Origin of the sequence: Chitinophaga solisilvae, from assembly GCF_009928525.1 — a bacterium.
Taxonomy (GTDB): Bacteria; Bacteroidota; Bacteroidia; order Chitinophagales; family Chitinophagaceae; genus Chitinophaga; species Chitinophaga solisilvae.
This window is the reverse complement of the sequence record NZ_JAABOK010000001.1, coordinates 554,315-566,053: the sequence shown is the minus strand read 5'-3', so window position 1 is coordinate 566,053 and position 11,739 is coordinate 554,315. Positions and strand designations below refer to the sequence as shown.

The 11,739-nt window shown below is 49.0% G+C and carries 8 protein-coding genes; 3 read left to right on the top strand and 5 right to left on the bottom strand.

Annotated elements, in window-relative coordinates:
• Nucleotides 1-249 precede the first annotated feature (249 nt).
• The gene (gene ychF, locus GWG06_RS01990; RefSeq protein ID WP_160711002.1) at nt 250-1,353 is read right to left on the bottom strand and encodes a redox-regulated ATPase YchF; all 1,104 of its coding nucleotides are present in this window, start codon (nt 1,351-1,353) and stop codon (nt 250-252) included.
• Between the two features lie 67 nt (nt 1,354-1,420).
• Between ychF and GWG06_RS01985 the strand changes: the two genes are divergently transcribed.
• Both GWG06_RS01985 and GWG06_RS01980 read left to right on the top strand, forming a co-directional pair.
• Entirely contained in the window at nt 1,421-2,653 is a 1,233-nt protein-coding gene (locus GWG06_RS01985; RefSeq protein ID WP_160711001.1) for a nucleoside recognition domain-containing protein, read from the top strand.
• 30 nt (nt 2,654-2,683) lie between these two features.
• On the top strand, nt 2,684-3,928 hold the full coding sequence (locus GWG06_RS01980; protein WP_160711000.1) for a YeiH family protein: 1,245 nt from the start codon (nt 2,684-2,686) through the stop codon (nt 3,926-3,928).
• A 148-nt stretch (nt 3,929-4,076) separates the two neighbouring features.
• On the opposite strand, the gene GWG06_RS01975 is transcribed toward GWG06_RS01980, so the two are convergent.
• The 3 genes from GWG06_RS01975 to GWG06_RS01965 all read right to left on the bottom strand — a co-directional run bounded on the left by GWG06_RS01975 (nt 4,077) and on the right by GWG06_RS01965 (nt 6,649).
• Entirely contained in the window at nt 4,077-4,574 is a 498-nt protein-coding gene (locus GWG06_RS01975; RefSeq protein ID WP_127039802.1) for a PH domain-containing protein, read from the bottom strand.
• 39 nt (nt 4,575-4,613) lie between these two features.
• Nucleotides 4,614-4,913 (bottom strand): thiamine-binding protein, encoded by a 300-nt coding sequence (locus GWG06_RS01970; protein ID WP_127039799.1) that lies wholly within the window; start codon nt 4,911-4,913, stop codon nt 4,614-4,616.
• Between the two features lie 209 nt (nt 4,914-5,122).
• Complete coding sequence (locus GWG06_RS01965; protein WP_127039796.1) at nt 5,123-6,649, bottom strand: bifunctional GNAT family N-acetyltransferase/carbon-nitrogen hydrolase family protein; 1,527 nt, start codon at nt 6,647-6,649, stop codon at nt 5,123-5,125.
• A 157-nt stretch (nt 6,650-6,806) separates the two neighbouring features.
• Between GWG06_RS01965 and GWG06_RS01960 the strand changes: the two genes are divergently transcribed.
• A complete protein-coding gene (locus tag GWG06_RS01960) occupies nt 6,807-8,036 on the top strand; it encodes a glycosyltransferase (protein ID WP_160710999.1) in 1,230 nt (409 codons plus the stop codon).
• A gap of 46 nt (nt 8,037-8,082) precedes the next feature.
• On the opposite strand, the gene GWG06_RS01955 is transcribed toward GWG06_RS01960, so the two are convergent.
• Nucleotides 8,083-11,385: a PKD domain-containing protein gene (locus GWG06_RS01955; protein ID WP_160710998.1), complete on the bottom strand. Its 3,303-nt coding sequence runs from the start codon at nt 11,383-11,385 to the stop codon at nt 8,083-8,085.
• Nucleotides 11,386-11,739 lie beyond the last annotated feature (354 nt).

The window sequence follows — 11,739 nt, the reverse complement described above, 5'->3', positions numbered from 1 at the left end:
ATTCACAAAGTTTGTTTTTTAAAGAAATATTTTTATGGGCAATTACGAATTACGAATTGCGAATTACGAATGTAACGCGAAGACCTACACGAAGATATAAACCAATAATTGCGAATGGAATGCGGAGATACAGGTAAAAAAGCGAAGACCGAAGCATTAAATCAGCTTCGGTCTTCGCGTATATCTTCGCATTACATTCGTAATTCGCAATTCGTAATTCGTAATTCGCAATTCGTAATTAACTCCGTTCTATACGTTGAATCTGAAATGCATCACATCCCCGTCGGCCACAATGTATTCCTTGCCTTCGATGCGCAGGCGGCCGTTGTCGCGGGCGCCGGTTTCTGAACCGTATTTTACGTAGTCGTCGTAGGAGATTACTTCGGCTTTGATGAAACCTTTTTCAAAGTCGGTGTGGATAACGCTGGCGGCCTGCGGTGCTTTCCAGCCTTTGTGGATGGTCCAGGCACGTACTTCCTGCACGCCGGCAGTGAAGTAGGTAATCAGTTCCAGGAGGTTATAGGCAGAGCGGATCAGGCGATTGAGGCCTGGTTCTGTCAGTCCGTATTCACCGAGGAACATTTCCTTGTCGGCGGCATCTTCCATTTCGGAGATCTGCGCTTCGATAGTATTGTTCATGATGATGACCTGGGCGTTTTCTGCTTTAACAGATTCGATCAGGGCCTGAGAGTATTTGTTGCCGGTATGCAGGGAGGCTTCGTCCACATTGGCGACAAAGAGTACAGGTTTTTCTGTCAGCAGGAAGAGGTCAGCGATAGCCACGCGTTCTTCCTTACTGAGTGCCAGCTCACGGATATTGCGGCCTTTTTCCAGGTGTTCCTGGCATCTTTTCAGCACTTCAAATTCCGCTTTGGCTTTGGCGTCGCCGCCGGTTTTAGCCATTTTCTCGGTGCGGGCCACTTTACGTTCCACGCTTTCGAGGTCTTTCAGCTGTAATTCGGTATCGATGATTTCCTTGTCACCTACGGGGTTGATAGCACCTTCCTCGCGGAGGATGTTTTCATCCTCGAAGCAGCGGATCACGTGAACGATAGCATCTACTTCGCGGATATTGCCCAGGAATTTGTTACCCAGACCTTCCCCTTTGCTGGCGCCTTTAACGAGTCCGGCAATGTCCACAAACTCGATGGTAGTGGGCACCACGCGCTGTGGCTGCACCAGTTCAGCCAGTTTATCCATACGTTCGTCAGGTACATCCACCTGTCCTACGTTAGGTTCTATCGTACAGAAGCGGTAGTTGCTGGCCTGTGCCTTAGCGCTGTTACTCACCGCGTTAAATAATGTTGATTTCCCTACATTCGGCAATCCTACAATTCCAACTTGCAAAGCCATTTTTTAAAATTTGCGCAAAGATAAGTTTATTTTAGTTTATTTGTTGGTTGAATAAACCAAGAATCTAATGGCATTAAACTACGTTTGGCTGGGCTTTTTCCTGATAGCGTTTGTGGTAGCAGTTTTTAAGTCCCTGTTTCTTCAGGATACAGCCATCTTCGGGCAGATTATGACCGGTATGCTCAGCAGCGCCAAAACCGGCGCGGAAATATCTCTGGGCCTGGCGGGCGTAATGACCCTCTGGCTCGGTATTATGCGTGTGGGGGAAGTAGCCGGTATGATTAACCGCTTTTCCCGGCTGGTCAATCCTTTTTTCTCCAGATTATTCCCGGAAGTACCGAAAGGGCACCCTGCCATGGGTTCTATGATGATGAACTTCTCTGCCAGCATGCTTGGGCTGGACAATGCCGCTACCCCTATGGGCCTGAAAGCCATGAAGGAGCTGCAGGAGATCAATCCTAAGCCGGAGATGGCCAGCAATCCGCAGATTATGTTCCTGGTGCTGAATACTGCCGGGGTGGTGCTCATCCCTACCTCTGTGATTGCCCTCAGAATGGCCGCCGGCGCCGCCAACCCTGCCGACATCTTCATTCCTACCCTTATATCTACTTTTATTGCATTTATCGTGGGTATGTTCACCGTGTCTGCCTACCAGCGCATCAACCTGTTCAAATTGCCGGTACTGGTATTTCTGGGCGGTTTCGCCGCACTGGTTACAGCGCTCTATTTCTGGGTGAAGAGCCTGCCTGCCGACCAGATCGGGCCTAAAATGGCCAACCTTGGCGGCGGTATCATCTTCGGTATCGTTATTATCTTCCTCACTGCCGGCCTTATAAAAAAGATCAATGTATACGATGCCTTTATTGAAGGCGCCAAGGAAGGGTTCCAGGTATCTGTCCGCATTATCCCCTACCTGGTGGGTATTCTGGTGGCTATCAGCGTTTTCCGCACCACCGGATGTATGGACTATATAATAAATGGTATCGCTGCCGTTTTCGGCTGGATGGGACTGAACACAGATTTCGTACCTGCGTTACCGGTAGCCCTGATGAAACCGCTGAGCGGTGGTGGCGCCAGGGGCCTGATGATCGAGGTAATGACCAAATACGGACCAGACTCCTTCCAGGGTAAGCTGGCCAGCGTCATACAGGGCACCACCGAAACCACGTTTTATGTACTCGCCGTGTATTTTGGCTCCGTTAATATCAAGAACACCCGGTACGCCCTTACTGCCGGCCTGATTGCCGACTTCTTCGGGATGCTCACCGCCGTATTGCTGGGCTACCTCTTTTTCCATTAGCAACTCAACCGTTTGTATAAGCACAGACCTATGTTACAACCTAGAAAACTTCATGAAGACTGGATTGCGGTGATTATCGCGTTTCTTACTATCGGGCTGGTGGTAGCCGGACTGAAACCGGCCCTGCCAAAATTTGGCTGGTCGGCTCCCGGAGAGCTGCTGACACAGCTGACAGACGGACAAAACCTGCTCAGATCAGGTACCCTGTTCCTGTGGGTACTGGGCAGCCTGCTGCTGGGGCGTTTCCTGGCGGGCGACTATAAACCAGCCGCGCTGCTGACCGGCCTGGTGGCCATCGTTCTCATCTCGCTGCTCGCGCAGCTGATTACTTCCAATAAGGCTATCAAGGAATTGGGCATAGAGGTGGTTTTATTCAGCCTGCTGCTCGGATTGTTTATCAGCAATGTGCTGGGACTGCCGGAGTGGATCAAACCGGCGCTGCAGACAGAACTCTATATTAAAATAGGACTGGTACTGCTGGGCACTAATATTATCTTCGGAGATATTCTCCAGGCGGGCATGCTGGGCATCATACAGTCTGTCGTAGTGGTTTTCACCGTATGGTACTTCACCTTCTGGCTATGTAAAATGCTGGGACTGGACGACGAATTCAGGATGATGATTTCCAGCGCGGTTTCTATCTGCGGGGTTTCTGCGGCTATTGCCACCTCCGGAGCTATTGAAGGAGATAATAAGAAGCTGTCGCACGTAATATCGCTGGTGATGATCGTAGCGATCCCGATGATGCTGTTCATGCCGTATATCGCTATCTGGGCGGGTATGTCGCCGGCGGTGGCAGGCGCCTGGCTGGGTGGTACCATAGATACCTCCGGCGCCGTTGTAGCTGCAGGTACCATGCTGGGTAAAGAAGCGCTGAAATATGCCACCATCGTGAAATTCTCTCAGAACGTGTTACTTGGACTGGCGGCTTTCATCATCTCCGTGTACTGGTCTTACACCAAAAAGAAAGGGAACTATGAGAAGCCTACCCTGAAAACTATCTGGGACCGCTTTCCCAAATTTGTACTGGGTTTCATAGCCGCCTCCCTCCTGTTTTCCTTCGTACTGCCGTCACCGGTAGTTGCTGCCACCAAAGGCTCCCTGAAAGAAATCCAGACCTACTGGTTCGCCCTCGCCTTCACCTGCATTGGCCTGGAAACCCGGTTCACCGACATTTTTAAAGTTGAAAACGGTAAGCCTGCATTGGCATTTATCATCGCGCAGCTGTTCAATGTGTTTTTTACGCTGATAGTGGCGTATCTGGTGTTCAGATAATTAATTGCGAATTACGAATTGCGAATTACGAATGTAGTTCGAAGATAAAAGCGAAGACCGAAGCGATCATACTCTTAAGTATCTGCTTCGGTCTTCGCTTTTATCTTCGAACTACATTCGTAATTCGCAATTCGTAATTCGTAATTCATCAAATCGCCACATTAATCATCTTATTCACGTTCCTTACAAAATGATCCGCATCAGAGGGGCTTATCACCCATTTGCGATTCTGGGACTCGATCAGTACGAGGCTTTCGCGGTTGGTGCTCCAGCGCTGGTATTTGCCTATTTCGGCGGACCAGTAGGTGCCGAGATAACCGAAAACGCCGCCAATGCCCATCATGCGGAGGCTGGTACCCAATTCTTCTTCGGTGATGCTACGGAGTCTTACCACGTCGTCCAGGAGAATGGTGATGGGAAACAGGGGCCGCTTGATAAGGATGGCGTCTGCCTCTATTTTATAGTACCGGGGGCTCAGGCATCCGGCTATCACAATGGCGGGGATGAGTATAAATAATAACAGGCTGGTAAATACTGCATCCTGACTGATGTCAGTAATCTGTCTGCATAAAATTACCAGGGTAAGTATGATGACCAGGTTTGTAATTATTTTAGAGTTATCATCCAAAGTGGCTGCATATCGCATATAGTCCTTTTAGTCGTCCAGAAAGGTAATTAAAATTCCCTACACCATATCATACTTACCGGTTTTTTCTTCGATGGTTACATCTTCGTCTTTCCGTATCTGCATTTTTATATACACGAGCAACTGAGATGCACCTGCTTTGAAACATACTTCCTGTGTTTTACGCACTATCTCCATCAGCTCCTCATAGGTACCTTCCATGACTGTTTCAAAAGGACATACCCTGTACTTCACACCGGAGTTCTTAATCACGGCAATGGCTTCATCTACTACCGCATATACCTCATCCGAAGGCACGGAAGGGAGTATCTGCAGCGCTAAATTGATCTTCTTATTCATCTTTTTATTCTTTATTTATTTATTTGATTTTTAGTGTTTTATAAAACTTTATCTATCAGATTAATTTAATCAAAACCGGTTCTAATTTACATTTTAATTTAATGAAGATGATAAATATTTGCTTTCCAGATTTAAGTTACACTGCAGATAATATCTTATTAAGATCTGTGAATCAATCAGATAAGATATTTAACGTTGAAGTATATACGTTATTTAGCATCAGGCTTCTGTACTACCTCGTAAAGATCGTTTCGTATATCCTTTAACGTTTGTACACTGCCAAAAGCATGCAGTTCTTTCAACAATACCAGGTCAACATCTGCTACTACCACCATCTCTGTATTCGGTGTAGACTCTGCCTTCACCCCTGTTACCGGGAAGGCAAAATCGGAAGGGGTCAGTACACAGGATTGTGCATACTGCAAATCCATATTATTTACTTTTGGCAGGTTGCCAACGCTGCCGGCAATGGCCACATAACATTCGTTTTCCACGGCGCGTGCCTGCGCACAGAAGCGTACCCGGTTATAGGCATGCTGCGTATCCGTCATAAACGGCACAAACAAAATCTGCATCCCCTGCTGTGCCAGGATACGGGAAGGCTCCGGAAACTCTACGTCGTAACATATCTGGATACCCACCTTGCCGCAGTCGGTATCAAAGACCTTTATCTCCGAACCGCCCTTGATACCCCAGGCATATACTTCGCCGGGTGTAGGATGAATTTTGATATAGTGCTCATAGGTACCATCGCGGCGGCAGAGGTAGGATATATTATACAATACCTCATCGATTACGATAGGCATACTGCCGGAGATGATATTCACATTATAGGACACGGCATGTTCCTGGAATTTTTCCCGGATTCTTTCCGTGTATTTGGCCACCCCCCGGATGGCGCCTGCCGGGTCCAGCTGATTGAACTCCGCCATCAGCGGCGCATTGAAAAGCTCAGGGAACACCACAAAGTCCGACCCGTAATCACTGACCGCATCAATGAAAAACTCCACCTGCTGCAGAAACGCATCCAGGCCACCATAATCACGCATCTGCCACTGCACCAGCCCGATACGCACCGTGGACTTATTATACCGGATAGTATCGCTGTCCTTTTCATAATAGATATTGAACCACTGCAGCAGGGTAGCAAAACCTTTGGAGGCTTCGTCATTGGGCAGATAGTTCTTCAGCACCTTCTTTACGGTAAAGTCATTGGAGAACTGGAAAGTCAGGGTCGGATCATATATTTCCTTATCCTGCACCTTCTCGATGTATTCCCTGGGTGTGAGCTTATCGGCATACTTTTCATAGTTGGGAATGCGGCCTCCGGCAACAATACCTTCCAGGTTCAGCTGTTCACAGAGGTTCTTACGCGCGTCGTACAGGCGGCGGGCAAGCCGCTTCCCCCGGTAGTCAGGATGCACAAACACCTCTATCCCATATAATATGTCTCCTTTCGGATTGTGGGTATTAAACGTATAATAACCGGTGATCTGCTCATAGGTATGATTATCTCCGAATTTATCATAGTCTACAATAATGGCCAGGGCGCATCCGACTACCTTATCATTGACGGTAACCGCAATCTGGCCTTCCGGGAACAATCTGATCAGCCGCTGAATCGTTGCTTCTCCCCAATAGCTGCCCATCATATCCGGGTAGGCGGATACCATCGACTCTCTGAGATCGAAATAATCTTCTGCAGTGAGGTTTCTGATTTCTACTGTTTCTGACATAATATTCTGATTATACAATAGTTAAGTTAACCATTTTCATCCGGAAAAAGTTTATTTGCATACCCGCGCCTATTTTAGTTACTTTACAACCACAACCAATTTTACCCATCCTTCCTCTGGAACAACCTCCATCTTTTTATTCAATGTGCTGATCACTATGTGTATCCGAAACAGAGATATTGTTATCATTGGCCTGCAGCCATGGTATACCAAAATTGGCAGTAATTGTAAAAATATTGCACAGGAATTTGCCAAAGAGAACCGCGTGTTATATGTGAATGTTCCGCTGGACAGGCGCACCGCCATGACCGAAAAGAACAACCCCGATATCAGTCATCACCTGCAGGTGGTAAACGGAAAAGAACCATCGCTGGTACAGCTGAACGAAAATTTCTGGAACCTGTACCCTTCCCGGGTGCTGGAATCCATTAACTGGCTGCCTTCCACCTCCCTGTTTTCCGTATTCAACAAACTGAATAACAGACGGTTCGCGAAAAGTATTCAGGCAGCCATCCGGCAGCTGGGCTTTGAAAATATTATCCTTTTCAATGACAACGATATTTTCAGGGGCTATCACCTGAAAGAACTGCTGCGCCCTGCCGTATATGTATACTACAGCCGGGATTACCTGCTGGCGGTAGACTACTGGAAGAAACACGGAGAAAAGATTGAACCGATGCATATTGCCAAGGCAGATGTGGGCGTAGCCAATTCCCTGTACCTGGCAGACCGGTTGAAAACGTATAACCCTAACAGTTATTATGTAGGACAGGGATGTGACCTGAATCTTTTCAATCCCGATAAACATTATGAAATGCCAACCGATATTACCGGGATTTCCGGTACGGTCATCGGTTACGTGGGAGCACTGACAAGTTTGCGGCTGGATATTCCCCTGCTGGAAAAAATGGCACAAGCCAAACCCCAGTGGAAATTTGTGCTGGTAGGTCATGAAGATGAGGCCTTCCGTAAGTCGGCGCTGCATCACCTGCCCAATGTGTATTTCACCGGTGGCAAGCCGATGCATCTGTTGCCGGCGTACATCCGGCACTTCGACATCTGTATTAATCCGCAGGTGGTAAATGACCTGACAGTGGGCAATTACCCGCTGAAGGTAGATGAGTACCTGGCAATGGGTAAACCGGTGCTGGCCACCCGTACCCCTACCATGGAGCTTTTCCGTGATCATGTATACCTGGCGGAAGATCTTTCTTCCTATATTTCACAGGCGGAGAAAGCGCTGGCAGAAAACAGTGATGAGAAGGCTGCCGCCAGGCGTGGATTTGCCTTATCGCATACCTGGGAAAACTCCGCGGCTGCCATCTACGATGCGATCCTGTCTTTTGAGCAACCGGTAAAACGAGGTCATCTGAGCGAACACTGTTAGCATATACTCAAAACAGTGACCCCATCTATCAGACTACGTATAACCGTTACAGTTTGATAAGCCTTCCTGTCCATTTATAGCCATTGTCACCCCGTACCTGGATAAGATGTACGCCACTTCCCAGCGGGCCCAGGTCAAGGATTTCCGTCAGCGATCCGTTCAGGGGCCTGGAGATATGCATCTCCCGGGTGCCTTTGAGGTCATAGACAGAGATGAAAACGTTTTTAGTCTCCGGATGGGTAATCACCAGTTTCACCGGCTGTCCGCCACTGATGCGGTTAGGGTACAGATCTACGCTGGCGCTGTCATGCGGACGAACATCTACCGGATCTTTAACGACGATGGACGTGCTGGCGGAATTGCTGAGTCCTCCGTTATCCGTTACGGTAAGTTTAAATAGATAGATACCGGCTTTCAGTCCGGATACCTCTGCGGTGGCCTGGCCGGCCCCGGTGATAGTACCGGTTGACGGGCCCTGTGTCTGGCTCCAGGCATAAGACACGATGGCGCCATCCGGATCAAAGGAGGCAGTACCATCAAGCGAAGCGGCGCTAAGCGGCAGGGTAACCGTGCGGGTAGGTCCGGCATTGGCTACCGGCGGCTGATTGGGGCCTGCGGCAGCCTTCACGGTAATGGCTACACGCGCCGTTCCGGTTAAACCCAGGTTATCCGTTACCGTTAGTTCAAAGATATACGTGCCGGCAATGAATCCGCTCACGCCGGTGTTGCTGACATCGGTGCGGGCTATGACAGCTGTATTGGGCCCACTGAGCTGTTTCCAGGCATAGGTGGTAATCAGTCCATCGCGATCCAGCGAGTTACTGCCGGTGAGCAATGTAGCACTAACCGGCAGGGTTAGTGTCACATCGTTTCCTGCGGCGGCTACCGGTGGCTGATTGGGTTTTGCCAATACCGTTATGGTGACATCATCAGTACTGCTGAGGCCTTCGTTATCCGTTACCGTTAGTGCGAAGATATAGGAGCCGGTGACAAGGCCGGTCACTCCTGGCTGCGCGATGGCGGCATTGCTGATATTGACCGCACCGGGGCCGCTGATTTTTTTCCAGCTGTATGAGGTGATAGTGCCATCCGGATCAGCGGAGGCGGAGCCGTTCAGCTGCACGCCGGTGGCAGGTGGCCAGATGCTCTGGTCTTTGCCGGCATTGGCAGCAGGCGCAATATTTTTACCGGTCCCGTTATACTCATAGGCGCCGGCATCGAAGGCCGTGCCCTGCGGGCGGCGGCTGCCTTCCAGATCGGCAGTGAGGTTCAGGTCTGTCATACTTCTGCCGGCATCTACTGCAGCAGAAGCACCGGCAGGCCGGTAATTGCCGGCGGCGGCGTTGACAAATCCCGCATCTGCGATTGTTTTAAATGACAGGTTATTCCTGAAATCAAATTTTACAGGTGCAGGTCCTTTAATATAATATCCACTCTGCGGAGCGTCCCAGCTGGTGCCTTCTGCGACCACAATATTATTATATATACGGTGACCGGTGGTAGTGAGCGACGCATATATCTTCATGCCATTAGGACCGGTGTTGACGATGGTATTATTATAAATGAAGGCGGCCGGCGGGGTTACCGCAGTTTCTTTATCTGCCACCCCGATACCTTCATATTCAATATTGGTGATCAGGTTGTTGAACACGTCATTCTGCCCTGTTCCGAAAATCTGGATGCCGGGGTTGAAGCCATGGTCGATGGTGTTATTGTAGATTTTCAGTTTACTTCTTCCTCCGCAAAGGATACCATATCCGTGTGCGCTGTTTCTGGCCATCGCGTAATTAACGAGGCGGTTATCGTGTACGCTGTTGCTGCCCATATCCGCCATCGCTACCTGGATACCGTCGCTGCCCATGTTCTCGAGGTCGTTGGCATATACTTCCAGGTTTTCGATATGGTGAGAGGGCATATCTTTACAGTTGGCATCGTCCCAGAGGTAATGGGTGTTACCGATGTAGAAGCCTTCCCATGCGGCGTTGCGGCAAAGCAGGTGATGCAGCTTTACGTTGCGCATCACGAAGCGGCCTTCCCAGTATTCGGGGCGGGAACAGGACTGCAGGGTTTTAGCCTGGAGGAACATGCCGGCGTCGTGGATATAAATATGGTGTATGTCCATATCTGTGCTGCCGTTACCGATGAAGAGCCCGAAGAGCGGCGCCCCGTCTTTATTGGTTCCGTTCACATCGAAACCATAGGTCAGACCGGGCGTGCCATTTCCTTCGAGTTTAAAATATTTACACGTGGACAAAACGAAAGCGGCAGCTGTAGAGGGGCAGTTAACGCCAACGCGTACGAGTCCGCCGCAATTGGTGATGACTACCGGTTTATCTGCCGTGCCGGTTATTTTTCCCAGCTGTATGAAATTATAGTCTCCTGCGGGGATACAGAGGGTATCGCCGGGCTGGACCTTGAGGCTGGTCATGACGTCATCGTAGTAGATCTGGCCGGGTGAGGTAACCGGAACGGTTATACGTTTGCCGCCGGTCACGGGTGTGGGAATGCCGGCAGCAAGGCTGTCAATGCGGTATTGCAGCATCCATTCGTAGATATTGAGTCCTGTTACCGGATCCTTGAAATTGGGATCATAGGCCTGGGACCAGGCGTTGTGCCCGTCCTGGCGGAAGATGGTGAGTTTAGCAGGCACTTTGATGGGAGGCTGTATGGCATTGATTTTGGCCACCCAGTCCCTTGAATATTTCACCGGCACCGAAGGGTCCTTATCATTATGCAAGGCCCATACCGGGAGGTTGTTGGCTGCAATCACTGCGGGTTTGGCGTAACTGGCATTGGGATCATATGCGCCGCAGACCATTACTGCCGCCGCATATTGCGCTGATTTGGCGCCGCCTTCCGTGATAGCGCCCCAGGCTACGCCGCCGCCCATACTTAATCCGGTAACGTATACACGTCCGGAGTCCACACGATAAATACTTTCTGCGTAGGCCAGCAGTTTGTGCACGTCGCCGGAGCCGGGCCAGACCTTGAACTGCGGGGACAATACAATAAAGGAGTTGGTGCTGCCGCCGGATTTAAATGTAGCGGGAAACCTTCCCTGCTGTATATAATTCGGTAATCCGTTTTTCAAAACTTCGGACAGGGGCTTACTGAGGTTGCTGCCTGCCAGTTCTCCTACGCCGTGTATAAAAATGATAACGGGGAAACGCTTGTTGGGATTGGTATGATAGTCAGGCGGAAGATATTCATAATATCCGGCTATGTTGTTAAAGCCTGTGGGTAAGGTGCGTGCTACCTGTTGTGCGGTTGCTGTGCGATAACAGAGCAGCGGGATCAGTATAAATAAAATAAGACGTGACAGCCCATGACGAGCGTAAAGTTGTATCATCGGCAAGAAGGTTTTTCTATCAGCAAATCAGGATATGTATCATTGCAACTGCTGTATGACAGCAGTTCCGGGGTCATTCACACATCATTTCCGCTGCTACAAAGTAAACGCAATTTCTTTAATCAAATTATATTTTTTTATCATATTTATATAATAAAATAATAAATTATTTATATTTTATATATCTATATAATTACGGAGAATTAGATTGCATATCAGCAGCGGAAGAAAATAAAATTTTTAGCGATAAAAAATATATCTTGCAGACCAAGAAAAATTATACCTGTGTCAACGCAAGTATAGCCGGCTGTTTACCCCAGCCCTTCTCTTTTATCTGTATCCTGTCAAGAACCG

Coding starts and splice junctions, on each gene's coding strand:
- ychF (WP_160711002.1), bottom strand. CDS start 1,353: ATGGCTTTGCAAGTTGGAATTGTAGGATTGCCGAATGTAGGGAAATCA.
- GWG06_RS01985 (WP_160711001.1), top strand. CDS start 1,421: ATGGCATTAAACTACGTTTGGCTGGGCTTTTTCCTGATAGCGTTTGTG.
- GWG06_RS01980 (WP_160711000.1), top strand. CDS start 2,684: ATGTTACAACCTAGAAAACTTCATGAAGACTGGATTGCGGTGATTATC.
- GWG06_RS01975 (WP_127039802.1), bottom strand. CDS start 4,574: ATGCGATATGCAGCCACTTTGGATGATAACTCTAAAATAATTACAAAC.
- GWG06_RS01970 (WP_127039799.1), bottom strand. CDS start 4,913: ATGAATAAGAAGATCAATTTAGCGCTGCAGATACTCCCTTCCGTGCCT.
- GWG06_RS01965 (WP_127039796.1), bottom strand. CDS start 6,649: ATGTCAGAAACAGTAGAAATCAGAAACCTCACTGCAGAAGATTATTTC.
- GWG06_RS01960 (WP_160710999.1), top strand. CDS start 6,807: ATGTGTATCCGAAACAGAGATATTGTTATCATTGGCCTGCAGCCATGG.
- GWG06_RS01955 (WP_160710998.1), bottom strand. CDS start 11,385: ATGATACAACTTTACGCTCGTCATGGGCTGTCACGTCTTATTTTATTT.